Below are 23,876 nucleotides of genomic sequence, written 5' to 3'. Positions count from 1 at the left end.
ACGTCAGGATGGGAGGTATGACCGAGGACCGCGGAGACCTGCCGCCGGGGCTCGCCCTCTCGTGGGGCGTGCTGCCGGTGCAGCGGCGCGGGCCGAAGCCGGCGCTGTCGGTCGAGCAGATCGTGGCCACCGGCATCGAGTTCGGCGACCGGCACGGGTTCGAGGCGGTCTCGCTGCAGCGGATCGCGGCGCAGCTCGGCGTCACGACGAACGCGATGTACCGCTACGTCCGGTCCAAGGAAGAGCTGATCGTCCTGGTCCACGACAAGGCGGTCGGGCTGCCGCCGGAGCTGCCGTCCGGCTGGCGCGCGGCGGCGATCGCGTGGGTGGACGCGCAGGTCAAGTTGTACGCCGAGCGCCCGTGGCTGCTCGACGTACCGATCCGCGGCGCGCCCATCACGCCCAACCTGCTGCGCTGGGTCGAGGTGATGCTAGCGGCGCTAGCGGAAACCGGGCTGAGTCAGCACGACAACCTCGGGTGCCTGATGCTGCTGGACGGGTGCGCGCGGAACTACGCCGGCTTGGTGCGCCAGCTCGGGGCGAGCGATCGCACGCCGGTGCAGGCGGAGCAGGTCGGCCAGTTCCTCGTTCCTCGGCTGATGGAGGGCGGGTATCCGACGCTGGTGTCGCTCTATCTCAACCAGGAGTACGAGGACGAACTCGACGACGACCTTGAGTTCGGCCTCGCCCGCATCCTCGACGGCATCGAGGTACTGATCGCCAAGTCGCCTTAGGGCAGGGCGATCCGTACCGGGCCGTTGCTGCGGGCATCGACCCACTGCAGGTGGAACGCGCTGCCGGGGGCGACTTCCGCGCGACGCGCCGGCTCGGTGCGGAGGTTGATCGGCGCGGTCAGCGTGGTGGCTTCTAGCTGCCGCACGCCATGAGCCTGCACCTCGGCGATCACGTCCGCGAGGGCCTGTGCGGCGGGTTTGCGCTGGTGGTCGACGGTGAACAGGCCGAGGTCGTACTCGCGGTCCGGGAAGTCGAGCAGGCGCCGGTCGATGTCGTGCGAGGACCACCACGTCACGCCGTACAGGGCCGGGTTCGGCAGGACGGTCTCGACGGTCCGCCGGGTGAACTCGGCCTGCAGATCGACGGGGATGTCGGGTCCCGGTACGCCGATCTCCTGCAGCCAGACGGGCCGGTCGTGATCGAGGGCCGTGGCTCTGGCGAGCTCGATCAGGTAGTCGGCGTGGGTGAGGGTGGCCGGACCCAGGGGACCGTCCACTCGTGAGACCCCGTTGAAAACCCACGAGTGGACAGTGGTCAGGTCACCCAGGTCCACCGCGTCGACGGGGTGGAACGGATGGTCGCCCTTGTACCAGGCGTCGTCGAAGACCGAGTGCAGGGCGAGTACGTCGGGCGCCGCCTTCTTCACCGTCGTCAGCAACTCCTGCGCCCACGAGGCCGAGGACTCGGGCGTGGTGGAGCTGTCCGGCCAGAGGTTGTTGACCTCGTTGCCGAGCGTGATCGCGAAGACGTTCGGCTTCGTCGCGACCGCGCGCGCCACGGCCTCGACGTACGCCGTGAGACCGTCGCGGACCGTGCTGTCTTCGAACAGGCTGCTCTTGTGCCAGGTCAACACCCACGAGGGGAGGAAGTCGAAGCTGGACAGGTGTCCCTGGATCAGGTCGACCGCGACGGTCAGGCCGTGCTCCGCGGCGGCGTCGATCGTGTCCAGCAGGTCGGCGATCGCCTGCTCGCGGATGATCGCGCGGTTCGGCTGGATCCAGGGCCAGACCGGGAAGACTCGGACGTGGTCCAGACCCATCCCGGCCAGGTCCGCGAAGTCCCGCCGTACCGCGTCGCGGTCGTAGTCCAGCCAGCTGTAGAACCATCCCGCCGAGGGAACATAGTTCGCACCGAACCGGGGCGTGACGGTCTCCGAAGCCATGCGGAGGATGCTAAATCGGTTTAGGCCGGAAGAGCAACTGCGGTCCGGGTCAGCTGGGAGGCGCGGTGGACTCGCGCACCGTCAGGACCGGGTCCGGAGTGCGGCGGTTCACGACGACGGCGGGGTCGGCGATGGTCTCGAGGAGGACCTCGGCAGCCTGGCGGCCGAAGTCGAAGGTGTCGCGGGACAACGCCGTCAGTGCGGGGTGCATGAGCTGGGTGAGGATCGAGTCGTCGAAGGCGACGATCGACAGGTCGCCGGGCACCGAGACGCCCATCTCCATCGCGACGCCGAGGCCGGCGACCGCCATCACGTCGCTGTCGTAGACGATCGCGGTCGGGCGATCGGACTGGGACAGCAGCTTCCGGGTGATCGCGGCGCCCTCCGCGTCGCTGAAGTCCGTGGTCAGCGACGGTGCGTCGAGCAGTCCGAGCCGGGGAGCGGCGTCGCGGAGGGCCCGGATCCGGCGCTGTGTGTGCTGGAAGATCGGCGTACCGGCGACGTGGGCGATCCGGCGGTGGCCGAGGGCGGCCAGGTACTCGACGATCGAGAGCATCGCGTCGCGGTCGTCGGCCCAGACCGAGGCGAGCGCACCCTTGCCGCCGCGGCCGCCGATCACCACGGCCGGCAGCTCGAGCGCCTTGAGCTCGTCGACCCGAGGGTCCTTCACGGTCAGGTCGACCAGGATCACGCCGTCGACCCGATGCTCCGACGCCCACCGGCGGTACACCTCGATCTCGGCCGCGGTGTCCTCGACGATCAGCAGCTGCAGCGAGATCGACTCCGCCGACAGCCCCGACTGCACGCCGGACAGCAGGTGCGCGAAGAACGGCTCGACCCCGAGCGTCCGGGCCGGCCGTGCGATCACCATGCCGACCGAGTCGACCCGCGACGCCCCGAGCGCGCGCGCCGCGCTGTGCGGCCGCCAGCTCATCTGCTCGGCGATCTTCAGGATCCGCTCCCGGGTCGCGTCACTGACCCCCGGCCGCCCGTTCAGCGCGAACGACACCGCACCCTTGGACACCCCGGCCCTGGTCGCGATGTCAGCGATCGTCGGTCTCACCATCGTCGTACCTCCTGCCCTTGACAGCGGATTCTACGATGTGGATAGTTCGGGAGCTATACCGGTTTATCAATTCCAGGAGATCCCATGCGTAGACGCCGTCCGGCGCTCGTGGCAAGTCTTGCCGCCGCCGCCCTCACCCTCGCAGGTTGCGGCCTCGGTTCCGAGGACTCCGGCGGCAGCGCCGGCGCCAAGCCGACCGTCGACGCAGGAGCACAGGTGACCGGTGAGGTCAGCTTCCAGACCTGGGCGCTGAAGCCCAAGTTCACGTCGTACGTCGAAGGCGTCATCAAGGCGTTCGAGGCGAAGTACCCGGGCACGCACGTCACCTGGCTGGACCAGCCGGGCGACGGCTACGACAAGAAGGTGCTGAGCCAGGCGTCGGCCGGCTCGCTTCCGGACGTGACGAACCTGCCGCCCGACTTCGCCCTCAGCCTGGCCAAGCAGAACATGCTGCTCGACGTCGCGGCCGCGGACCCGAAGCTGAACGAGGAGTACGTCGATGGCGGTGTGAAGGCGTACCAGTACCAGGGCCTGGACGGCACGTTCGGCTACCCGTGGTACCTGAACACCGACATCGACTACTGGAACGCGACCAAGTTCGCCGCGGCCGGCCTGGACGTGAAGAACCCGCCGAAGACCTTCGACGAGCTGCTCGCGGCCGCCAAGACGATGCACGACAAGACCGGCGGCAAGGAATACCTGATGAGCCGGCTGCCGGGCATCGGCGACTTCACCAACGCCGGGATCAAGATCCTCTCCGACGACGGCAAGAAGTTCACCTTCAACACCCCTGAGGCCGCGGCGCTGCTGGACAAGTACCGCGACGCCTACAAGGCCGGCTACATGCCGCGCGACATCCTGACCAACGAGTACCTGGGCAACTCCAAGCTCTTCACGCAGGGCAAGGTCGCCTGGACCACCGGCGGCGGTAACGCGATCCAGGACTTCATGAAGGACAACCCGTCGCTGAAGGGCAAGGTCGTCCCGTCGCCGGCGCTGGACACCCCGGCGCTGTACGTCCAGGGCCTGTCGGTCTCGGCCAAGACCAAGAACCAGGCCGCGGCGATCGCGCTCGCCCGGTTCGTCACCAACGCCGAGAACCAGGCCGCGTTCGCGAAGATCGTGAACATCTTCCCGTCCACCAAGGCCTCCGCCTCCGACCCGTACTTCTCGAAGTCCGACGGTACGCCGGAAAGTGACGCCAAGGTGCTCGCCTTCGAGTCGCTGGCCAAGGCGAAGGTGCTCTCACCGCCGGTCATCAGCGGCGCGACCAACGACTTCATCGGGCAGCAGATCTCGCTGGCGATCTCCGGCAAGATCTCGTCCCAGGCAGCCCTCGACGCGGCGGTGGCGAAGGCCAACCAGCTCCTCACGCAGTAATGCGGTACAACCGTTGGTTCACCCCGTGGGTGCTGGTGATTCCAGCACTCACGTGGTTGCTGGTCTTCAACCTGTGGCCGTCGATCAACACCGTCATCCTGTCGTTCACGAACGCCAAACCGATCGGCGGCGGCCACTTCGTCGGGCTGAAGAACTTCGAGACCCTGCTGCACGACGAGCAGTTGCGGTGGGCGCTGCTGAACAGCGTCATCTACATGGTGGTCTGTCTGCCGTTCCTGACCGTCCTGCCGCTGTTCCTCGCCGTACTGGTGGAGAAGAAGCTGCCCGGGATCACGTTCTTCCGGACCGCGTTCTACACCCCGGTGGTGGCGTCCGCGGTCGTGGTGGCGCTGATCTGGCAGTGGATCCTGGACGATCGCGGCCTGGTCAACGGACTGGCCGAGAAGCTCGGGGTGATCTCCGGGCCGCTGCCGTTCCTGTCCGACCAGTGGTTGTTGTTGCTCAGCGCAATCAGCCTGACGATCTGGAAGGGTCTCGGGTACTACATGATCATCTACCTGGCCGCCCTCGGGAACGTCGGGCGTGAGCTGCACGAGGCGGCCGCGGTCGACGGTGCGGGACCGTTGCGGCGGTTCGTGCACGTGACCGTGCCCGGCGTCCGGGGGACGATGATCCTGATCTCGATCCTGATCTCGGTCTCGGCGCTGCGGGTGTTCTCCGAACTGTTCATCCTCAGCGGCGGCAAGGGCGGCCCGGGTGGCCGGGACAACTCGGTCGTGATGCTGATCCAGCAGTACAGCCAGGGCTTCGAGGGCAACCTCGGGTACGCGTCGGCGTTGTCGATCGTGCTGTTCTTCGTCACCGTCGTACCGATGCTGGTGCTGGCCCGTCTCAACCGCCGGGGAGCCGAAGCATGAGTGTTGTGACCGATCCGGCGCGGCCGGCCGTCGCTCCCGAGGCGCCGAAGCCCGTACGCCGACGTCGTTCGTCCGGGTTCAACTCGGTGTCGCCGCGGGAGAAGGTCGCGCGGTACGTGCTGCTGGTGTTCGTGCTGCTGATCACCATCGGGCCGTTCCTGTGGCAGCTGTCGACGTCGCTGAAGGGGTCCGGGGAGGACATCTACACCCGGATCCCGCGGCTGCTGCCGGCGCAGCCGACGTTCGACCACTACAAGGCGGTCACCGACACCATCCCGGTCTGGGACTACGCGCGGAACTCGCTCGTGGTCGCCGTACTGGTTGTCGGCGGCAACGTGATCGGCGCGTCGCTGGCCGGGTTCGCGTTGTCCCGGCTGCAGTTCCGTGGCCGCAAGATTGTCCTCGGTCTGTTTCTGGCGACGTTGGTCCTGCCGGGTGAGGTCACGATCATTTCGCAGTACGTGACGGTCCGGGAGTTCGGGCTGGCGAACACGCTCTTCGGTGTCGCGCTGCCCGGGATGATCGGTGCGCTGAACGTGCTGCTGATGTACAACGCGTTCCGGTCGTTGCCGATCGAAGTCGATCAGGCCGCGGTCGTGGACGGGGCGAACGCGTGGCAACGGTTCCTGTACATCGGCCTGCCGTCGGTGCGCGGGACGATCAGCGTGGTCGCGATCTTCGCGTTCATCGGCGCCTGGGACGATTTCCTCTGGCCGCTGATCGTGCTGACCGATCCCGACAAGTACACGCTGACCGTCGGCCTGCAGTACCTGTCCGGCACGTTCAGCAACAACCCGCGGCTGATCGCGGCCGGCACGATGATCGCGTTCATCCCGATCGTCATCGTCTTCGCCACCCTGCAACGCTTCTTCTTCAAGGGCGTCGAGGAAGGCGCCGTCAAGGGCTGACACAACCGGCTCCGACCTGTAGCGGTCGGAGCCGGTTGCGTGTTGCCGATCTACCTCACGAGCAGGATCGAGTTGATCGGCGTGAAGTCCCAAGGCACGGACGGGCCGGTGTAGCGCGCCACCGACGAGCAGTCCGTACCGTTGTAGCCCTTGCAGACGGCGAAGCCCGCGCCACCGGTCTGATTGTTGATCAGCACCTTGGTGCCGACCACGTTCGACAGGTTGTGCGCGCCGTAGCTGTACCAGATGTTCTTGCTCAGAATGCTGCCGTTGGGCTCCTGCAGACACACCGCACCCGACGGGCAGGTCGCCATCGTCCCCGCGGTCGCCTCCACCGCATCCGTTGCCGCGCTGGCAGTCGGCGCCAGAGCCACGCCCGTACCGATCACGGCGGCGGCGATCCCAACGGCAGACATCGCGAACTTACGCATCGATTCCCCTTAATTTCAAGGGTCCCCCGAGTGAAGACCCACCACCGAAGCTAATCCGCGGACCGGGCCGTCGGGACCCCGGTCGACAGCATTTCGGCGTCACCCGAAACGGGTTGTCAGCCCACCCGGGTCTCGGCGAAGTCCAGCCAGTCGGCCGTGTCCGCTGGGGTGTGGTGGCGGATGGACCAGTCGACCTGGCGTAGGGACATGTGGGCCCAGTAGAGGCGCAGTACGGCGGGTGCCAAGGTGGTCTCGAGGAGCTCGTCGAACCAGGTCAGGTCTGCGTCGGGGAGGCGGACGTGGGCGTCGAACCGCAGAGTGACCAGCGCGAACAGGCGGTCGCCGCGGCCGATGCCGTCCCAGTCGACGATTCCGGTGATCCCTCCGGCATCGGTCAGCACGTTGCCGGTGTGGAAGTCGAGGTGCACCAGGTCGTCGCCGATCATGCCGCTCGGCTCGTCCCGGCCGACCTCGTGGATCCAGCTCAGGAGCCTCCGCGTGCGGTCGTCGTACCGCTGGAGAGACTCGTGCAGGCAGAAGCCGGGACCGCTCTCGAGCAGGTACATCGACGGGACCGGCAGATCGGGCGCCAGGCCGGTGAATCGCTCGGTCAGCTTGATCAGCGCCTCCAGCAACGTGCGGTCGACGGTCTCCGGCGGCCTGCCCGGCAGCCGCTCCTGCACGACGCCGACGCCGTCCGGCAGGTCCGCAAGCAGCTGGTACTGCGGGACGGGCAGTCCGCCCCGCCGCGCTGCCTTGAGAACTTCCGCCGTACGCCGAAGGTCGTCGAGGGAACCGAATCCGCGCGTCAGTACGCCGTCCCGCCCGTCCGGCCAGCGTACGAACGCCGCACCCACCTGACCCGCCGCCGCCTGGCCGAGAAACTCCAGGCCCGCGCCGGTTGCCTGATTGACGTCTCGCAGCAACTGCCGCGCATCGAGTTTCGCCACGGGAGCCGGTACGCCGTCATGAGTCACAACGTCTGACCGTAGTTGACCTGGAGTGCACTCCAGGACGCAAGATGGAACGTATGACTACGTTCGCACCGGCCGAGGCCTCCGAGCGCACCGGTCTCAGTCTCGACACCCTCCGTTACTACGAGCGTCTCGGATTGTTCGGTCCGGTACACCGGACGACCGCAGGACGCCGCGTCTACAGCGACCACGACGTGGCCTGGGTCGGGCTCCTGGTGTGCCTGCGCAACGCCGGACTGGGGATCAGCGACCTGCAGCGGTTGATGGGCCGGTTGCGGGACCGCTCGGGCGGCCCGACCGGGGTGGTCGAGCTGCTCGAGGAGCACCGGTCCCGCCTGCACGGTGAGATCGCGAAGATGAACGTCGCGCTCGACGTACTGAACGACAAGATCGCGTACTACAGCGAGGCCGCGGCTCAGTCGAAGAAGTAGGGATAGGGCACCGACTCCGGCCGGCTGGCGACCTCGAGACGCTCCTGGTGCTCCGGCGCGAGTGAGAACTCCGCGGCGCCGAGGAGATCGTCGAGGTACTCCGGTGTCCGCGGACCGATGATCGGTGCGGTCACGCCAGGACGCTGCATCAGCCAGCGGACGGCGACCTGGGGGAGGGTGCGACCGGTCTCGGCCGCGACCGCCGTCAGCTCGTCGATCACGTGCCACGTGTGCTCGTTGGCATAGCGGTCCCACGCATGGGTGCCAGGCGTGGAGACCTTGCTGTCCACGGGCGGCGCGGTCATGCCGCGCCGGAACGCTCCGGACAACCAGCCTGAACGCAGGGGAGACCAGGTGATGACGCCGAGGCCCTCGTTGCTGCAGACCGGCAGCAGCTCCCACTCGGGCGACCGGTCCAGCAAGGTGTAGAGCGGCTGGAGGCTGGAGAGCGGCTCCCAGCCGTTCTGCGCGCACAGGTCGACGGCCTTCTGCAGCTGCCAGCCACGGAAGTTGCTGACCCCGATGTAGCGGACCTTGCCGGCCCGCACGAGGCCGTCCAGCGTCGACAGCGACTCGGCGAGCGGCACGCTGTCGTCCCAGAGATGGAGCTGGTAGAGATCGACGTAGTCGGTGCCGAGGCGCCGCAGGCTCGCGTCGACCGCGTCGAGGATGTGCTTGCGGGACAGTCCGTGGTCCGTGGGCCGCGGGCCGACCCGTCCCCAGACCTTGGTGGCGATGACGTAGTCGGAGCGTTGCTGCGTCTTCAGCCAGCGTCCGAGCACCTCCTCGGACGCGCCGGCGCCGTACACGTCGGCGGTGTCGATGAACGTCCCGCCGACGTCGGTGAACTTCTGCAGGATCTTCCGGCTGTCCTGCTCGTCCGTCCGGTCGCCGAACATCATCGCGCCGAGGCAGAGCTCACTGACCTTCAGACCTGTCGTTCCGAGATTCTTGTAATCCATTTCCCCGACGCTATGAGCTGGAGCGCGCTCCAGCTCAAGAGCTTTGTTTGGCCGAGGGGTAAACCGCGCCGGTGTACTTCTCGCCGGGGCCCTGGCCGGCCTCGTCCTGGATCGTGCTGGCCTCGCGGAACGCGAGTTGGAGGGAGCGGAGTCCGTCCTTCAACGGCGCCGCGTGGTGGTGGCCGAGCGAGGGGGCGGCGGCGTCCATGAGGCCGGCCAGCGAGTCGATCAGGGAGCGGGCCTCGTCGAGGTCCTTGTGATCCGGGAGGTCCGCGGCCAGGCCGAGGTTGACGGCGGCGGCGCTCATCAGGTGCAGTGCGGCGGTGGAAATGATCTCCACGGCGGGGACCTCGGCGATGTCGCGGGACGCGGTCGAGAGGGGGTCAGGCTGTGAGGTGGCATCTGCGTCGGTCATGCTGCTACTCTTGCATGGCGACCGACCCGGTCCATTGGTGACCCCTGAGCGGAATAGTTCAGGACCGTCAGTGGTTCGAGTCCAAGCGGAGGGCCACCTCCCACCCAGTCGATGAACAGTCGGCGGGTCCCGGTCAACAGTACGACGTACCTCCCTGAGGGGTTGGGACGTCGTACATCTGGGAATTGGGCCTTCGTGTGATCGCACGAGGGCTTTTTTGTTTTTAGGGGCCCGCGGTGATCGCGAGGTGGCAGCCAGTACGAGTTCAACCCAGGAGGACCCATCACCACTGATTTGCGCGTCAACGAGCGCATCCGCGTTCCCGAGGTGCGGCTGGTCGGACCGAACGGTGAGCAGGTAGGCATCGTCCGGATCGAGGACGCACTTCGGCTGGCCCAGGAAGCCGATCTCGACCTGGTCGAGGTCGCCGCGACCGCCCGGCCTCCGGTCTGCAAGTTGATGGATTTCGGCAAGTACAAGTACGAGACCGCGCAGAAGGCGCGCGAGTCCCGCCGGAACCAGACCAACACCGTCATCAAAGAGATGAAGTTGCGGCCGAAGATCGACCCGCACGACTACGAGACCAAGAAGGGTCACGTGGTGCGGTTCCTGAAGGCTGGGGACAAGGTCAAGATCACCATCATGTTCCGCGGTCGTGAGCAGTCCAGGCCGGAGCTCGGCTTCCGGTTGCTGCAGCGGCTGGCCGAAGACGTGACCGAGCTCGGCTTCGTCGAGTCGTCGCCGCGTCAGGATGGCCGGAACATGATCATGGTGCTCGGACCGCACAAGAAGAAGTCCGAAGCGCGCGTGGACGTGGAAGCCGAGAAGGCGGAGCGCAAGGCCGCGCGGGAGGCCGACGAAGAGGCCGAGCGCCAGGAGCGCGCCGAGCAGGTTCAGGCCCACGAGGCCGAACGTGCAGCCGGCGTCACGAAGAAGCCGAAGGGTCCGGCCGACAACCTCGACCCGGAGTGACGGAACGCTCCGGCCGCCCGAGGCAGCCGGAGCCCGTCGTACCGACGATCGAGTCAACGAAGAAAATCAGGAGCACAACAGCCATGCCGAAGATGAAGACCCACTCGGGGATGAAGAAGCGCGTCCGGGTCACCGGGTCGGGCAAGATCCGCCGTGAGCAGACCGGTGTCCGCCACCTCGCCGAGGCGAAGTCCTCGAAGCGCAAGCGCCGCCTGTCCGGCACCGTTGAGGTCGCCCCGGCGTACGTCAAGAAGGCCAAGAAGCTTCTCGGCATCTGAGGCCTTCGCCTCGCCCCTCCCGAACATCCCCCGCCGCGTGGGCAATCCTGTCTCCGGCGCAGAAATACAAGGAGTAACACCTCATGGCACGCGTGAAGCGGGCAGTCAACGCCCACAAGAAGCGCCGGGTCGTACTCGAGCAGGCCAGCGGTTACCGCGGCCAGCGCTCGCGGCTGTACCGCAAGGCCAAGGAGCAGGTCACCCACTCGCTCGTCTACGCCTACCGTGACCGCAAGGCGCGCAAGGGCGACTTCCGGAAGCTGTGGATCCAGCGCATCAACGCCGCGGTCCGCGCCGAGGACCTGACCTACAACCGCTTCATCCAGGGTCTGCGCCTGGCCGAGGTCGAGGTGGACCGCAAGATCCTCGCCGACCTCGCCGTCAACGACCCGGCCGCGTTCTCCGCGCTCGTGCAGCTGGCCAAGGCCGCCCTGCCGACCGACGTGAACGCGCCGAAGAGCGACGCCGCGGCCTGAGCCGCAGCACCCCTGAAGTAAGCACTCAAGTGGCGAGTCCCGGTCTGCTGACCGCGCAATCCGCGCGGATCAAACAGGCCCGGCGGCTCGCCACTCGTGCGTTCCGGCGCAAGACCGGACGGTTCCTGGTCGAAGGCCCACAGGCCGTCCGGGAGGCGCTCGAACATCGCGAGCTCGTCATCGAGGTGTACGCCGAACCCGCGCTGGCGACCCGGCATCGTGACCTCTACGACCTCGCCGTGGCGGCCGGTGTCCCGTGGTTCGAGGTCGACCGCGCCGCCGTCGAGAGCCTGAGCGAGACCGTCACCTCACAGGGGGTCGTCGCGGTCTGCTCGCTGGTGACCGTTCCGCTGCCGGACAGCTCGTTCAAGCTCGTCGCCGCCGGCGTCCAGGTCCGCGACCCCGGCAACGTCGGCACCTTGATCCGTACGGCGGACGCGGCCGGCGCCGATGCCGTCGTACTGACGTCGGAGTCCGTCGACCCGCACAACCCGAAGGCGGTCCGGGCCAGCGTCGGCAGCATCTTCCACGTGCCGATCAGCACCGACGTCGATATCGTCGCGGCCGTGCAGACCTGGCGTGAGCACGGCCTGCAGGTGCTGGCGGCCGACGGGTACGGCGCGACGGACCTGGACACCTGCATCGACGACGGCACGCTCGCGAAGCCGACCGTGTGGCTGTTCGGCAACGAGGCGCACGGTCTGCCGGACGGCATCAACGCCCTCGTCGACCACTCGGTGAAGGTCCCGATCTACGGCCGCGCCGAGTCCCTGAACCTGGCCACTGCCGCCGCGATCTGCTTGTACGCCTCAGCCCGGGAGCAACGTCGTTGATCTTCGATCTGCCGGGACGGTTCTGGCGCGGGAACCTGCATACGCACTCGAACCTGTCGGACGGGGCGTTGTCCCCGGCCGAGACCGCGCAGGTCTATCGGGACGCCGGATACGACTTCGTGGCGATCACCGATCACTTCCGCCCGGAGTACGGGTTCCCGATGACGGACACTCGGGAGCTGCGGTCGGACGGGTTCACCACGCTGATCGGCGCCGAGTTGCACGCGCCGCGGACCGAGGCGGGGCAGGCGTGGCACATCGTGGCGGTCGGACTGCCACTGGATTTCGCGGCGCCGGGGGAGACGGAGACCGGGCCTGAGCTGGCGCGTCGCGCGCGGGCCGCCGGGGCTTGGGTCGGTATGGCGCATCCGTCGGCGTCGCTGCTGACGGCCGTCGATGCCGAGAGCCTGGACGCGGCTCATTCGGTCGAGGTCTACAACGCTCTGGCCGACCGCGAGAACCGCGGCGACAGCTGGCACCTCACCGACGTCCTCCTGAACCGCGGTCACCGACTGACGACGTACGCCGCCGACGACGCCCACCTGCAACCCCAGGACCCGCCACCCTGCCAGGCCTGGATCCACGTCCGCGCAGAAACGCTCGACCCGGACGCACTCCTGACCGCGTTGAAGGCCGGCCACTTCTACTCCAGCACCGGCCCCGAGCTGTACGACGTACGCATCGAAGGCGACGAGATCACCGTCCACTGCTCACCCGCCACCAAGATCCTCCTCACCGGCGGCCACCCCGGCGCCGAAGTAGCCCAAGGCACCAACCTCACCGAGTGCACCTTCCCCCTGCACCTGTTCCGCAACACCCACTGCCGCATCACCGTCGAAGACCCCACCGGCGCCCGAGCCTGGACCAACCCGATCCACCTGCCTGTGGATAACTGAAGTCACCGACTGCCTCCGGTGTGAAAACCTTTCGTCACGTACTGCTGACGAAAGGACTTCCAGCATGCTGTGGCCCGTGCTCCGAGCTCTCTCCATCGGCGAGCTCTCCGAAGATGACGTGACCTGGCTTCGTGAGACGTTCGCTCTGACCGAGGGCCCGCGCACCGAAGGGCCGGCCGCCGAAGACAGCCTCGCGCACCGGACACTGACCGACGAGCAGGGTGTCGAGCTCGTCCTGGACCTGGCAGGCATGGATGACGATGCCTGGGTGTTCACCCTCTTCCAGACGACGGGAGACAAGCCGTCGGCACCCTTCGTCGAGACCCAGCGCGGCGCGTTCCGCGCCGCGATCGACCACCTAGGTCTCCAACTTGTCGAGATCGAGCCCCCGGCCAAGGCCGACGAGGTGCTGATCATCCCCGAAGATCCGGAGGTCGCCGCGACGTCCGCGTTCGACCTCGACTGGGATCTGCCGGACGAACTGGACCTCGTGTGGCGGTATCTCCGTGTGCCCCATGACGCGCCGCGGGAGGTCAAGGACGTCAAGCTGCGCGCCCTGATGCACACCCTGGTCTGGAAGGAGGCTTCACCCCGGCTCCGTCGGGAGGCACAGGAGTTCCTCGATGGCCACTAACGCAATACCGCCACCTGGATCACCGGAACGGCGGAACCTCGAGCTTCTCGGTCAATCGCTGTTGACGGACCAAAACATCGCTACGTCGCAGGCCACGACCACCGCGGTCGAGGCGCTGGCTGCGCGGATGCGCTCGTCCACACTCGAGCTGACGCTGGCCGCGACGGGCCTGATCGTCGGCAGCGACATGCCCGGTCGTCTGGGGGACGGCCGGTACATGTTGGTCACACACAACGAGTCCCATCCGTCGATGGGCGCCGACGTACTGCACATCGACGAGCTCCGCTCCGAAAAGTATCGGCCGTCCGCGCACCGAGCCGTCCGGATGGACACTGACGAGGCCGAGCGACTGGTCCGCATGATCGCGACCAGCGAGTTGATGGGCGCTTGGTCCTACGGCTCGAGCAACAACGCCCGGACGCTGGCTTTGCAGGAGATCACCCGCGACGAGTTCGGGCTGCAGGGTGTACGGGAGTCGCAGCTGGACCGCGAGACGCGCGTAAAGGTGGACGTCGAGCTCAGGTACAACAGGGATGCGCTGACCGACTTCCTCCGGACCCAGTACACGATGACCCAGGAGGAACTCCACGCTCGCGGGATCACCGAACTGATCTCGTACCGTGCACATATCTGGCCGACGGGTGCGGAGCGGCCGCCGTGGGCCGGCGAGGACAGCCTCGGGAATGTCGTCGAAGCTCCGCAGCGGCCGCTGGCGAGCTGGTCGCCCGACCGTCAGGTGATCGCCGACTGGTTGAAGGAGCGACGGGAACCTGGCGTCATCCTTGCCGCGAGGCACTCGGCGCAAGACATCGTGTCGCTGCCGATGACCGGAATGGGACTCCCGAGCCAGAGCAGGTGGGTGAAACTGCCCGGCGACCCTCGGGCCGTGGTCGACGGCATCGTTTCGGATCCGCGGATCGGCGAGCTGGACCGGTCCGCGGCGCCTGGTCCCGAACCGCGGGGTCAGGCGCTCGGAAGCAACCGCGCTGCCACCATCCCCGAGACGACACCTGCGGCCGGTTCGGGGCGGCGGCCGCACATCGTCGCGGCGCGGCTGACCGCACCGGATCCGCTGGATGCACGCATCGGACGGATCCTCGACGGCGTCGAGGAAGCGCCGTCGTGGTGGCTGCGTGACGACTCCGGCTACAGCATCGCCCGCCGGGATCTCGAGTTCTTGCGGATCGACCCGCAGCACCTGCGCTGGATGGTCACCGGTCAGTCCCCGATGGGGCTGACGCCCAGGCTGTACCGGCAGTTCGCCGGCGAGATGCTGGACGCGCTCAAGCAGGACCGGATCGACCCGGCCCAGGTCGACATCAGGCTCAAGGGCACCGCCGCCGATTTCTTCTCCGGCCCGCGCAAGACCTTGCCCACGGAGGCCGAGTTGGTGGGCAAGCCGGAGGCCCAGGACCGGATGCGTGAATGGTTCGGCAGCGACGGCAACCGCCCGCTGCGTCGTCCGTACGACGCCATGTACCGGCTCGGTCTCGAGTCGGAGCCGAGCGATTACGACCTCGACATCAACAGCACTGCCGCGGTCCGAGCCGCCCGCGCCCACTGGCGCGAGCATCACGGAAACCGCTACGGCGGGGACTTCATGGGCGGTCACGGATTCCTCGACAAGCAGGCTGTTCGTGGCGCGCTGCCTCATCTCGCCGACTGGGGCAGGCGGTGGGAGGACAGACTCAACCGGCCGTTGTCTCTCGGCGTCTTCGAGTCCACCGGGCCGTTCGACGAAGCTGCCCTCGGGCGGAAGCTGTCGGCTCACTTCAAGGATTCCGACTGGGTCGTCCACCACCATCAGAAATTCGCGGGGCCGAATCCGCCTCTGGCTCAGGTGCGTGTAGCCGCGGCGCGACCGGACCACCTACGGCGAGGTTCCGTTGGTCAGCACCGTTTCGGGACTCGCGGCGGGCGCGGTTGACGTTGGGTCGGGGGCCGGCGTACGACGAGGTCGGCTTCACGTTTCGGGATGCGCAAGGAGCCGTGGTTCGGGATTACTTCTTGACGCGGGACTGGAGGCCGTCGAGGAGGGCGTCGAGGCCGAAGACGAAGTTTTCGGTGAGGCCGGAGTCCAGGTCCAGCGAGGTGCGGCGGCGGACGGATTTCTGCATCTCCGGGTATTCGCCGGCCACGGCTTGGGCCTGTTCCAGCATGTCGGAGACCCAGTTCTCCTCCGATCGGCCGGACTTGCGGACCATCTCGCGGGTGGCGACCTCGGCGCTGACCGTGCCGAGGACGTACGACATCACGCTGCCCATCGCGAGGTCGATCTCGTGCTCGGAGAAGCCGGCGGCCCCGAACAGGACCAGGCCGCGGGAGCCCATCGACATCGCGTTCGGGCCGATGCTCGGGCGGGTGTACATCACCTCGGGCAGCCACGGATGCCGCAGTACGGCGGACCGCAGGCTGTGCCCGAACAGCAGCGCACCGGCCCGCCACCCGGCCAGCTCCGGCTCGGGTATGTCGATCTCGCCCCAGACCTCGTCGATCACCAGGTCGACCAGGTCGTCCTTGGTGTCGACATACCAGTAGAGGCTGGTCGCGCCGGAGCCGAGCCGGGTGGCCAGCTTCCGCATGCTCAGCCCGGTGACGCCCTCCGAGTCGAGGAGCGTGATCGCCGCGGCCACGATCTGATCCCGGCTGAGCGTTTCGCGCGCGGGTGCCGCCTTGCGTTCCCGGGTCCAGATCCAGTCCTTCATGAGTCCATCCTACAAAGGACTCGCACACCGTACGAGATCGTCGTACAGTGTGCGAGTGACTAGTACACCGTTCGAGTCTGAAGTCTCCAGCGCTGAAGGACACCCCCGGCGCTGGTGGATCCTGTTGATCCTGTGTCTGAGCCTGATGGTCCTGGTGGTCGACAACACCGTCCTCAACCTGGCGATCCCGTCGCTGATGCGCGACCTGGGCGCGACGCCCGCGGACATCCAGTGGGTGATCGACGCGTACATCCTGGCGTTCGCCGGCCTGCTGCTGACCGCCGGAAGCCTGTCCGACCGGTTCGGCCGGCGGAAGATGCTGTTGCTCGGGCTGGTCGTGTTCGGCCTGTCGTCGCTGCTGGCGACCCTGGCCGAGAACCCGTGGCAGCTGATCGCGTGCCGCGGCCTGATGGGCGTCGGCGGTTCGCTGCTGATGCCGAGCACGCTGTCGCTGCTGTTCACGGTGTTCCCGCCGGCGGAGCAGCGCAAGGCGATGGCGGGCTGGTCGATGGTCGCGATGGTGGGCGTGGTGGCCGGCCCGACGGTCGGCGGCGTCCTGCTGAACCACTTCTGGTGGGGCTCCATCTTCTGGCTGAACGTGCCGATCGCGGTCCTGGCGATCATCGGCACGCTCGCGATCATCCCGGAGTCGAAGGGCCCGGCGCGCAACCTCGACCCGGCGGGCGCCGTTCTGACGATCGTCGGTATGGCGTCGATCGTCTGGGCGATCGTCTCGATCCCGCTGCACGGTTGGGATTCCGGGCGGGTGATCGGCGCGCTCGTGGTCGGCGTGGTCGCGTTGACCGCGTTCGCCCTGTGGGAGAAGCGCAGTGCGCATCCGATGGTGCCGCTGGCGCTGTTCAAGGACCGGCGGTTCAGTGGTACGAGTTTCTCGATCGTGCTGCTGTCGTTCACCGCGGGTGGATTGCTGCTGGCACTGACGCAGTACCTGCAGTTCGCGCTCGGTTACACGCCGCTGAAGGCCGGGCTGGCGTTGATCCCGTATGCGCTGTCCGCGGCGCTGTTCAACGGCCTCGGGGCGACGCTCGGGAAGAAGGTCGCTGACCGGACGCTGATCTCGCTCGGTCTGCTGATCATCGCGGGCAGCTTCGGCATCCTGACCCAGGTGTCCGACACCAGCGGGTACGGGCTGTTGATCATCGGCCTGCTGGTGATGGGGATCGGCGGTGGCTTGGCCGGTCCGGCGGCGTACACGCTGTTGATGCAGGCCGTTCCGCCGGAGCATCGCGGTGTCGGTTCGGCGATGAACGACACCGTCCAGCAGACGGGTGCCGCGCTGTCGGTCGCCGTACTGGGCAGTGTCCTCGCCGCCGCGTACTCGTCGGCCCTGCCGGACTCCGTCCCGGAGGCGGCCCGCAAGTCGATCGCCGACACCCTCGCGCTCGGCCCGGACTTCCTCGCCGCGGCCAAGCACGCCTTCGTCGACGCGATGTCGATCGCCATGACGGTCGGCGCGATCGGCGCGGTCGCCGGGGCGGTGGTCGCGCTGGCGGTCCTCCCGAAGGGCGAGAAGAAGGTGCAGGACAGCGCTCCGGTGGTTGATGACGCAGTGCGCTGACACCATGCACTGACAGCATTCAGATATGACGAGACGGTGGCTGATCGACCTCCCGACCCGGGTCCATCTCTGGTCGGCGGAGTTCCAGATCCGCCACCGTTCGTCTGCCGATCCCGAGCGGTTGCGGAATCTCGACGTACTGCGGGACTACCGCAAGAGCCGTGCCTTCCCCCGCAACGACACCGGCCTGCCCAGTACGCCGTACTTCGTCGACCGCGACGGCCGGCACTGCGCAGTCGGCCACCTGATGCGCGAGTCCGGCGAACACGACGCCGTACGCCGAATCGCGGCGACCGCCAACCTGGCCCGCATCGACGACATGGACCCGGCCGTGCTGGCGGACTGGACGAAGCGGTCCGGGCTGACGAAACGTGAACTCGCTCGCATCCAGCCCCAGTACCCGAACGAGTCGCAATGGGCGGTCGATCTTCTGCTGTGGTCGGCGCTCCTGATGATCCCGCTCGCGCTGTTGTCCTTCGTACTCGGCCGGATCCGCCTCGATCGCACCGCTCTGAGGCGCGGCCTGGCGGTCGTCGCGGTGGGGTTGTGCACGGTACTGACGTTTCTGATGTCGGCCGAGATCTTCGCATGGTCCGGCTGGGGAGCCGGCGTGACCGGCGCGTGGGGCGTCGTCCAGCTCGGTCCGATCGTCGTCGCCGTCGTGATCGCGGTACTCGCGCGCCAAGGCCGGATCCGTGAGGTCGCACCGGTCTCCGGCGTGCTCACCGGAGCCCTGATGACCGTGTTCGCCGCCGTCTACCTCGTGCTCGACGTCGTCGTACCGAACCCGAGCGAACCCGGCGGCGACGTCATCAGCATGGGCCCGGACCAGCCGATCCTCTCGGCCCCGCCGGCCCTCCTCGCGCTCGTCCTCGGCGTGCTCACCCTCGGCTGGGCGGTGCGTGCGCTCCGCTGGAGGGTTCGTGTCTGATCAGGAGGTCGCGAACCTGGTCCTGATGTCGCTGTTCATCCTTCTCCCGATCGCCCTCGGCACGATGCTGTTCGGGCGGTCGCGTGGCAACCGTCGCGTGCTGAAGTGGGCGCGCGGCCTGGCAATCCTCACGATCATCCTGGCGACCGCGTACGACGTGGCCGGGGCGGTCTACCTGCTCCTCGCCGAGCCCGAACCAGGCCACGAGCCCTGGGTAGACCCCTCCGCGGTCGTCGACTACCCGGACTTCTTCCTCCCCATCGGCGTAGGCGCACTCCTCGCCGGCGCCGGCGTCCTCGTCGGAGTAGTCCGCGCCAGGCACCGCCTCGGCTGACGCCTGGGGAGGGTTTTCGTCCCGAATCGGGAAGGAATCCTCCCCACGTCCGCTGTCCACAGGTTGAAGGACAGGTGGGGAGGAGGGTGCCGGGCGAGTGCATGTTCTTGGGCGTGGAGGAGAGAAGCGAATTCGCGGAGTTGCGCGGCCGCCAGGCCGGCGCATTCACTCGGCCCCAGGCGCTGGCACATGGAATCACCGACAAGGTGCTGCTCGGGCGTCGGCGGGCCCGGCAACTGCAGCGGGTCCATCAAGGTGTGTACGTCGACTTCACCGGGCCGCTGCCGTGGGAGACCAGGATGTGGGCAGCCTGGTTGTCGTGTGGTCCGGAGGCGGCGTTGACGGGTCCGACTGCGCTTCGCAGGTACGGCGTTGCCGGGAGCTGGCGGGACGAGAGGATCCATGTCGCGCTACCGCATTCGCGCCGCGTCGAGCCGAAGTCCGGGGTCATCGTCACGCGGCACCGTCACCTGTCCTCGCTAGTACAGACGTCTCGCGAACCGCCGATGGTGCGATTGGAGGTCGCGCTGCTGGTCACGGCCGCCGCGGACGAGGATGTTTCGCGACGGGCCGCCGTACTGTTCGATGCGTGCCGGCAGCGGCGGACGACCCCGGCCCGGTTGCTGGCGGAGCTGGACTCGCTCCCGGAGTTGCCGGGCCGCAGGATCCTCCAGCGAATCTTGGCTGAGGCGGCCGAAGGCGTTCAGTCGTTCCTCGAGCAGGCGTACTTTCGGCGCGTCGAGCGCGCCCATGGGTTGCCGCGGGCGCGACGACAGGTTCGCGTCGTCCACGAGGGTGTTGTCGTCTACCGAGACTCCGAGTACTCGCCGTACGACGTGATCGTCGAACTGGACGGACAGGCGGGTCATCTGGACTCGGCCAGTCGCTGGCGGGACATGACCAGGGACAACGCTGCCGCGACGAGCGGCAAGCTGACGCTGCGATTCGGCTACCAGTTGGTCAGCGAACCGTGCCTCACGGCGTCGCAGGTGGTCGCCGCTCTCCAGTTCCGCGGCTGGACCGGCACCCCGCGCCCCTGCTCACCCACCTGCCCGCTCGCCCCGTAGCCGACTTGGGGAAGATTTCATGCCGATCCGGGAGTAAAAGCCTCCCCGACCCCTCGGGCGGGGTGGTTGTGGACGGCCGATTCACGGTCTGGGGGGTTGGGTTTCTAGACTGCAATCCGCAGACGTATCGATCCGAGAGCGAGCCATGTCCGGTCCCAATACTGATTACGACCCGGTCGAAGTGACGCCGCTGCATGCCGAAGAGGTGGAGCGGACCCGCGACGAGGCGCTGACGGCGTTTACCGGGGCGGCCGATCTGGCTGCCTTGCAGGAGGCCAAGACCGTGCATCTCGGCGACAAGTCGCCGATCGTGCTCGCCAACCGGGAGATCGGCGCGCTGCCGCCGCAGGCCCGGAAAGAGGCCGGTCAGCGGATCGGCGCGGCCCGGAAGGCGATCAACGAGGGGTTCGCGTCCCGGCTCGCGGTGCTCGAGGCCGAGCACGAGGAGCGGATGCTGGACACCGAGCGTGTCGACGTGACGCTGCCGTGGCACACCCCGCAGCTCGGCGCGCGGCACCCGTTGTCGCTGATCTCCGAGCAGGTCGCGGACGTGTTCACCGCGCTCGGCTGGGATGTCGCGGAAGGCCCCGAGGTCGAGGCCGAGTGGCTGAACTTCGACGCCCTGAACTTCCAGCCCGACCATCCGGCGCGGCAGATGCAGGACACCTTCTTCGTCGAGCCGGCCGGCTCCGGCAAGGTCCTGCGGACGCACACGTCGCCGGTGCAGGCGCGGTCGATGCTGACCCGGAAGCCGCCGATCTACGTGATCTGCCCGGGCCGTGTGTTCCGCACCGACGAGCTGGACGCGACGCACACGCCGGTCTTCTACCAGGTCGAGGGCCTGGTGGTGGACGAGGGCATCACGCTCGCGCATCTGAAGGGCACGCTCGACCACTTCGTCGTGTCGATGTTCGGTGAGGGCCTGGAGGCTCGGCTGCGGCCGAACTTCTTCCCGTTCACCGAGCCGTCGGCCGAGGTGGACCTGAAGTGTTTCGTCTGCCGCGGCGCGTCCGTCGGCAACCCGGACCGGCCGTGCCGGACCTGTGGCAGCGAGGGCTGGATCGAGTGGGGCGGCTGCGGCGTCGTGAACCCGCGGGTCCTGCAGGCCAACGGCATCGACACCGACCGGTACTCCGGTTTCGCCTTCGGCATGGGCCTGGAGCGGACGCTGATGTTCCGCAACGGCGTCGAGGACATGCGGGACATGGTCGAGGGTGACGTGCGGTTCAGCCGCCAGTTCGGGATGGAGATCTGATGCGGGTCCCACTGTCATGGCTTCGTGAGTACGTCGACCTGCCGGGCGACGTCACCGGCCGCCAGGTCGCGGAGCAGCTGATCCGGGCCGGCCTCGAGGTGGAGACCGTCGAGGAGTCCGACCTGACCGGCCCGCTCGTGGTCGGCAAGGTGCTCACGTACGAGAACGAGCCGCAGAAGAACGGCAAGACGATCCGCTGGTGCTCGCTGGACATCGGCAAGGACGAGCCGCAGTGGGTCGTCTGCGGTGCGCACAACTTCGAGGTCGGCGATCTCGTGGTCGTCGTGCTGCCGGGCGCGGTGCTGCCGGGCGGGTTCGCGATCTCGGCGCGGAAGACCTACGGGCACGTGTCGAACGGCATGATCTGCTCGAGCGCGGAGCTCGGTCTCGGTGACGACGGCACGCACGGCATCGTCGTCCTGGAGCCGGGCGAGGGCACGCCGGGCGACGACGCGATCGAGTTGCTGGCGCTGCGCGACGACGTACTGGATATCGCGGTGACGCCGGATCGTGGGTACTGCCTGTCGATCCGGGGCGTCGCGCGCGAGGCGGCGACGGCGTACGGCGTATCGCTGAAGGATCCGGCCGACCTGACGTTGAACGGGTCCGGCGCGGACGGCTACCCGGTACGGGTGGATGACGCTGCGGCGTGCAGTGTGTTCGTCACGCGGACCGTGACCGGGATCGACGCGAAGGCCCTGTCGCCGCGGTGGATGCAGAAGCGGCTGCTCGCGAGTGGGATGCGGCCGATCTCGATCGGGGTCGACGTCACGAACTACGTGATGCTCGAGCTGGGTCAGCCGATCCACGGGTACGACCAGGCGCGGCTGTCCGGGGAGATCGTCGTACGGCGGGCCAACGCCGGCGAGAAGCTGATGACGCTGGACGACCAGACGCGTGAGCTGGACGCCGAGGACCTGCTGATCACCGACGACTCCGGTCCGATCGGTGTCGCCGGTGTGATGGGTGGTGCGTCGACGGAGATCTCCGAGGCGACCACCGACGTGGTGATCGAGGCGGCGCACTTCGACCCGATCGTGATCGCGCGGGCATCGCGGCGGCACAAGCTGTCGTCGGAGGCGTCGCGCCGGTTCGAGCGCGAGGTCGACCCGAACCTGCCGCGGTACGCCGCGCAGCGCGTCGCGGATCTGCTGGCCGAGTACGCCGGCGGCACGGTCCTCCCGGACGAAACCGTCGTCGACACCCACCCGAAGCCGTCTCCGGTCACCCTCCGAGCCGACCACGCAGCCCGCGTCGCGGGCGCTGTGATCACGCTCGACGAGACGGTTCGGCACCTGGCTTCGGTGGGCTGCACGGTCGAAGCTGCTGCGGCGGATGCGGTCGCGGCTCCGTTGGCCGCAGGTGCGCACGCTCCGGTGTTGGCCGAGGTGGGCGTCGCCACAGTCGGGTCCACCCAGGTCGAGGGCGATGATCTGCTCACGATCACCCCGCCGTCGTGGCGGCCGGATCTTCGGGATCCCAACGACTTCGCCGAAGAGGCTATTCGGTTGTTCGGGTTCGACAATGTGCCGTCGGTGTTGCCGGCTGCGCCGGGTGGGCAGGGGCTGACGGTTTCGCAGCGCCGGCGTCGCCGGGTGGCGACCGCGCTCGTCGGTGCGGGGCTGACCGAGGTCGTCTCGTACCCGTTCACGGGTGCCGCCGACTTCGACGCGATGGGCCTGCCGGCCGACGACTTCCGCCGTACGACGGTCAAGCTCGTCAACCCGATCTCCGACGAAGAGCCGTCGATGCAGACCACCCTGCTCGCGACGCTGCTCCGGACGGCCGAGCGCAACGTCGGCCGGGGCGCGAACGACCTGGCGATCTTCCAGACCGGCCTGGTGTTCCTGCCGAAGGCGGAGACGAAGCCCGCGCCGCTCCCGTCGGTCGCGCAGCGGCCGAGCGACGCCGAAGTCCAGTCGCTGTACGACGCGCTCCCGGACCAGCCGCTGCACGTCGGCGTGGTGCTGACCGGTGCGCTGGCGCCGACCGGCTGGTGGGGCAAGGGTCGCCCGGCCGGATGGGCCGACGCGGTGCAGATCGCGCGGCTGATCGCGTCGGTGGTCGGTGTCGAGCCGGTCGTGAAGAACGTGGAGCTCGCGCCGTGGCATCCGGGGCGCTGCGCGGAGTTCTCGGTCGACGGCACTGTCATTGGTCATGCGGGTGAGCTGCACCCGAAGGTCTGTCAGGCGTTCGGTCTGCCGGCTCGGTCGAGTGCGGTCGAGCTGGATCTCGACGCGCTGATCGCGGCGGGTCCCGAGTCGATCTCGGCGCAGCCGTTCTCGTCGTACCCGGTGGCCAAGGAGGACGTGGCGTTGATCGTCCCGGCCGAGGTTGCGGCGGCCGACGTACAGGCGGCGCTGGCCGAGGGTGCGGGTGAGCTGCTGGAGTCGGTGCGGCTGTTCGACGTGTACACCGGTGAGCAGATCGGCGAGGGCAAGAAGTCGCTCGCGTTCGCGCTGCGGTTCCGGGCGCCGGACCGGACGCTGAAGGAGAACGAGGTCGCCGACGCCCGCCAGGCAGCCGTCCAGGTAACCGTCGACCGCTTCGGCGCCGTCCAACGGGTCGGCTGAA

At 68.1% G+C, this 23,876-nt stretch carries 25 protein-coding genes; 18 read left to right on the top strand and 7 right to left on the bottom strand.

Annotation, left to right across the window (positions count from 1 at the left end):
- The first annotated feature begins 17 nt into the window (after positions 1 to 17).
- Positions 18 to 734: a TetR/AcrR family transcriptional regulator gene (locus OHB24_RS00235; protein WP_327636847.1), complete on the top strand. Its 717-nt coding sequence runs from the start codon at positions 18 to 20 to the stop codon at positions 732 to 734.
- Here the strand turns inward: OHB24_RS00235 and OHB24_RS00230 are convergent.
- Positions 731 to 1,897, bottom strand: a complete 1,167-nt coding sequence (locus OHB24_RS00230; RefSeq protein WP_327636846.1) for a glycoside hydrolase 5 family protein — start codon at positions 1,895 to 1,897, stop codon at positions 731 to 733. The two genes, OHB24_RS00235 and OHB24_RS00230, sit on opposite strands and share 4 nt — an antisense overlap.
- 49 nt (positions 1,898 to 1,946) lie before the next feature.
- A complete protein-coding gene (locus OHB24_RS00225) occupies positions 1,947 to 2,963 on the bottom strand; it encodes a LacI family DNA-binding transcriptional regulator (RefSeq protein WP_327636845.1) in 1,017 nt (338 codons plus the stop codon).
- A gap of 84 nt (positions 2,964 to 3,047) precedes the next feature.
- On the opposite strand from OHB24_RS00225, the gene OHB24_RS00220 reads away from it, so the two are divergent.
- From OHB24_RS00220 to OHB24_RS00210, 3 genes are read left to right on the top strand one after another with little or no spacing between them, the layout of a single operon-like run.
- Positions 3,048 to 4,343: an ABC transporter substrate-binding protein gene (locus OHB24_RS00220; protein WP_327636844.1), complete on the top strand. Its 1,296-nt coding sequence runs from the start codon at positions 3,048 to 3,050 to the stop codon at positions 4,341 to 4,343.
- Positions 4,343 to 5,221, top strand: coding sequence for a carbohydrate ABC transporter permease (locus OHB24_RS00215; RefSeq protein WP_130383720.1), 879 nt, complete (start codon positions 4,343 to 4,345; stop codon positions 5,219 to 5,221). Before OHB24_RS00220 ends, OHB24_RS00215 begins: the two co-directional genes overlap by 1 nt.
- Positions 5,218 to 6,129: a carbohydrate ABC transporter permease gene (locus OHB24_RS00210; protein ID WP_327636843.1), complete on the top strand. Its 912-nt coding sequence runs from the start codon at positions 5,218 to 5,220 to the stop codon at positions 6,127 to 6,129. The genes OHB24_RS00215 and OHB24_RS00210 overlap by 4 nt, the downstream gene beginning before the upstream one ends.
- A 50-nt stretch (positions 6,130 to 6,179) precedes the next feature.
- Here OHB24_RS00210 and OHB24_RS00205 read toward each other — a convergent pair whose 3' ends face one another.
- On the bottom strand, positions 6,180 to 6,560 hold the full coding sequence (locus OHB24_RS00205; RefSeq protein ID WP_327636842.1) for a hypothetical protein: 381 nt from the start codon (positions 6,558 to 6,560) through the stop codon (positions 6,180 to 6,182).
- 116 nt (positions 6,561 to 6,676) lie between these two features.
- The gene (locus tag OHB24_RS00200; RefSeq protein WP_327636841.1) at positions 6,677 to 7,537 is read right to left on the bottom strand and encodes a phosphotransferase enzyme family protein; all 861 of its coding nucleotides are present in this window, start codon (positions 7,535 to 7,537) and stop codon (positions 6,677 to 6,679) included.
- Positions 7,538 to 7,590: 53 nt separating this feature from the next.
- On the opposite strand from OHB24_RS00200, the gene OHB24_RS00195 reads away from it, so the two are divergent.
- Positions 7,591 to 7,965 (top strand): MerR family transcriptional regulator, encoded by a 375-nt coding sequence (locus OHB24_RS00195; protein ID WP_327636840.1) that lies wholly within the window; start codon positions 7,591 to 7,593, stop codon positions 7,963 to 7,965.
- On the opposite strand, the gene OHB24_RS00190 is transcribed toward OHB24_RS00195, so the two are convergent.
- Positions 7,950 to 8,927 carry an aldo/keto reductase gene (locus tag OHB24_RS00190; RefSeq protein ID WP_327636839.1) on the bottom strand — a complete coding sequence of 326 codons (978 nt, stop codon included), beginning with the start codon at positions 8,925 to 8,927 and terminating at the stop codon, positions 7,950 to 7,952. The two genes, OHB24_RS00195 and OHB24_RS00190, sit on opposite strands and share 16 nt — an antisense overlap.
- A 34-nt stretch (positions 8,928 to 8,961) precedes the next feature.
- A complete protein-coding gene (locus OHB24_RS00185; protein ID WP_327636838.1) occupies positions 8,962 to 9,342 on the bottom strand; it encodes a DUF1844 domain-containing protein in 381 nt (126 codons plus the stop codon).
- A 294-nt stretch (positions 9,343 to 9,636) separates the two neighbouring features.
- Here OHB24_RS00185 and infC point away from each other — a divergent pair, with 294 nt between their 5' ends.
- The 7 genes from infC to OHB24_RS00150 all read left to right on the top strand — a co-directional run bounded on the left by infC (position 9,637) and on the right by OHB24_RS00150 (position 15,358).
- Positions 9,637 to 10,314 (top strand): translation initiation factor IF-3, encoded by a 678-nt coding sequence (gene infC, locus OHB24_RS00180; RefSeq protein ID WP_272948921.1) that lies wholly within the window; start codon positions 9,637 to 9,639, stop codon positions 10,312 to 10,314.
- Between the two features lie 83 nt (positions 10,315 to 10,397).
- A complete protein-coding gene (rpmI, locus tag OHB24_RS00175; protein ID WP_130383713.1) occupies positions 10,398 to 10,592 on the top strand; it encodes a 50S ribosomal protein L35 in 195 nt (64 codons plus the stop codon).
- A gap of 83 nt (positions 10,593 to 10,675) precedes the next feature.
- Positions 10,676 to 11,068 carry a 50S ribosomal protein L20 gene (gene rplT, locus OHB24_RS00170; RefSeq protein WP_130383712.1) on the top strand — a complete coding sequence of 131 codons (393 nt, stop codon included), beginning with the start codon at positions 10,676 to 10,678 and terminating at the stop codon, positions 11,066 to 11,068.
- Between the two features lie 29 nt (positions 11,069 to 11,097).
- Entirely contained in the window at positions 11,098 to 11,901 is an 804-nt protein-coding gene (locus tag OHB24_RS00165; protein WP_327636837.1) for a TrmH family RNA methyltransferase, read from the top strand.
- Positions 11,898 to 12,797 carry a CehA/McbA family metallohydrolase gene (locus OHB24_RS00160; protein ID WP_327636836.1) on the top strand — a complete coding sequence of 300 codons (900 nt, stop codon included), beginning with the start codon at positions 11,898 to 11,900 and terminating at the stop codon, positions 12,795 to 12,797. The genes OHB24_RS00165 and OHB24_RS00160 overlap by 4 nt, the downstream gene beginning before the upstream one ends.
- Positions 12,798 to 12,861: 64 nt before the next feature.
- Positions 12,862 to 13,431: a hypothetical protein gene (locus tag OHB24_RS00155; protein WP_327636835.1), complete on the top strand. Its 570-nt coding sequence runs from the start codon at positions 12,862 to 12,864 to the stop codon at positions 13,429 to 13,431.
- Positions 13,421 to 15,358: a hypothetical protein gene (locus tag OHB24_RS00150; RefSeq protein WP_327636834.1), complete on the top strand. Its 1,938-nt coding sequence runs from the start codon at positions 13,421 to 13,423 to the stop codon at positions 15,356 to 15,358. Before OHB24_RS00155 ends, OHB24_RS00150 begins: the two co-directional genes overlap by 11 nt.
- A gap of 73 nt (positions 15,359 to 15,431) precedes the next feature.
- Here the strand turns inward: OHB24_RS00150 and OHB24_RS00145 are convergent, their stop codons facing one another.
- A complete protein-coding gene (locus tag OHB24_RS00145) occupies positions 15,432 to 16,136 on the bottom strand; it encodes a TetR/AcrR family transcriptional regulator (RefSeq protein WP_327636833.1) in 705 nt (234 codons plus the stop codon).
- A 55-nt stretch (positions 16,137 to 16,191) separates the two neighbouring features.
- Between OHB24_RS00145 and OHB24_RS00140 the strand changes: the two genes are divergently transcribed.
- The 6 genes from OHB24_RS00140 to pheT all read left to right on the top strand — a co-directional run bounded on the left by OHB24_RS00140 (position 16,192) and on the right by pheT (position 23,875).
- Entirely contained in the window at positions 16,192 to 17,715 is a 1,524-nt protein-coding gene (locus tag OHB24_RS00140) for an MFS transporter (RefSeq protein ID WP_327636832.1), read from the top strand.
- 25 nt (positions 17,716 to 17,740) lie between these two features.
- Complete coding sequence (locus OHB24_RS00135) at positions 17,741 to 18,646, top strand: hypothetical protein (protein WP_327636831.1); 906 nt, start codon at positions 17,741 to 17,743, stop codon at positions 18,644 to 18,646.
- Complete coding sequence (locus OHB24_RS00130) at positions 18,639 to 18,980, top strand: hypothetical protein (protein ID WP_327636830.1); 342 nt, start codon at positions 18,639 to 18,641, stop codon at positions 18,978 to 18,980. Before OHB24_RS00135 ends, OHB24_RS00130 begins: the two co-directional genes overlap by 8 nt.
- A 113-nt stretch (positions 18,981 to 19,093) precedes the next feature.
- A complete protein-coding gene (locus OHB24_RS00125; protein WP_327636829.1) occupies positions 19,094 to 20,047 on the top strand; it encodes a hypothetical protein in 954 nt (317 codons plus the stop codon).
- 145 nt (positions 20,048 to 20,192) lie between these two features.
- Entirely contained in the window at positions 20,193 to 21,302 is a 1,110-nt protein-coding gene (gene pheS, locus OHB24_RS00120) for a phenylalanine--tRNA ligase subunit alpha (RefSeq protein WP_327636828.1), read from the top strand.
- A complete protein-coding gene (gene pheT / locus OHB24_RS00115; RefSeq protein ID WP_327636827.1) occupies positions 21,302 to 23,875 on the top strand; it encodes a phenylalanine--tRNA ligase subunit beta in 2,574 nt (857 codons plus the stop codon). Before pheS ends, pheT begins: the two co-directional genes overlap by 1 nt.
- Position 23,876: the final 1 nt, after the last annotated feature.

Origin of the sequence: Kribbella sp. NBC_00482, assembly GCF_036013725.1 — a bacterium.
GTDB lineage: Bacteria > Actinomycetota > Actinomycetes > Propionibacteriales > Kribbellaceae > Kribbella.
Note: the sequence above shows the minus strand (reverse complement) of the source record. Positions and strands in the feature narration are given on the sequence as shown.

Bases quoted from the DNA above. Each gene is read 5' to 3' on its own strand.
- OHB24_RS00235 (WP_327636847.1), top strand. From the start codon at position 18: ATGACCGAGGACCGCGGAGACCTGCCGCCGGGGCTCGCCCTCTCGTGG.
- OHB24_RS00230 (WP_327636846.1), bottom strand. From the start codon at position 1,897: ATGGCTTCGGAGACCGTCACGCCCCGGTTCGGTGCGAACTATGTTCCC.
- OHB24_RS00225 (WP_327636845.1), bottom strand. From the start codon at position 2,963: ATGGTGAGACCGACGATCGCTGACATCGCGACCAGGGCCGGGGTGTCC.
- OHB24_RS00220 (WP_327636844.1), top strand. From the start codon at position 3,048: ATGCGTAGACGCCGTCCGGCGCTCGTGGCAAGTCTTGCCGCCGCCGCC.
- OHB24_RS00215 (WP_130383720.1), top strand. From the start codon at position 4,343: ATGCGGTACAACCGTTGGTTCACCCCGTGGGTGCTGGTGATTCCAGCA.
- OHB24_RS00210 (WP_327636843.1), top strand. From the start codon at position 5,218: ATGAGTGTTGTGACCGATCCGGCGCGGCCGGCCGTCGCTCCCGAGGCG.
- OHB24_RS00205 (WP_327636842.1), bottom strand. From the start codon at position 6,560: ATGCGTAAGTTCGCGATGTCTGCCGTTGGGATCGCCGCCGCCGTGATC.
- OHB24_RS00195 (WP_327636840.1), top strand. From the start codon at position 7,591: ATGACTACGTTCGCACCGGCCGAGGCCTCCGAGCGCACCGGTCTCAGT.
- OHB24_RS00190 (WP_327636839.1), bottom strand. From the start codon at position 8,927: ATGGATTACAAGAATCTCGGAACGACAGGTCTGAAGGTCAGTGAGCTC.
- OHB24_RS00185 (WP_327636838.1), bottom strand. From the start codon at position 9,342: ATGACCGACGCAGATGCCACCTCACAGCCTGACCCCCTCTCGACCGCG.
- rpmI (WP_130383713.1), top strand. From the start codon at position 10,398: ATGCCGAAGATGAAGACCCACTCGGGGATGAAGAAGCGCGTCCGGGTC.
- rplT (WP_130383712.1), top strand. From the start codon at position 10,676: ATGGCACGCGTGAAGCGGGCAGTCAACGCCCACAAGAAGCGCCGGGTC.
- OHB24_RS00155 (WP_327636835.1), top strand. From the start codon at position 12,862: ATGCTGTGGCCCGTGCTCCGAGCTCTCTCCATCGGCGAGCTCTCCGAA.
- OHB24_RS00150 (WP_327636834.1), top strand. From the start codon at position 13,421: ATGGCCACTAACGCAATACCGCCACCTGGATCACCGGAACGGCGGAAC.
- OHB24_RS00145 (WP_327636833.1), bottom strand. From the start codon at position 16,136: ATGAAGGACTGGATCTGGACCCGGGAACGCAAGGCGGCACCCGCGCGC.
- OHB24_RS00135 (WP_327636831.1), top strand. From the start codon at position 17,741: ATGACGAGACGGTGGCTGATCGACCTCCCGACCCGGGTCCATCTCTGG.
- pheS (WP_327636828.1), top strand. From the start codon at position 20,193: ATGTCCGGTCCCAATACTGATTACGACCCGGTCGAAGTGACGCCGCTG.
- pheT (WP_327636827.1), top strand. From the start codon at position 21,302: ATGCGGGTCCCACTGTCATGGCTTCGTGAGTACGTCGACCTGCCGGGC.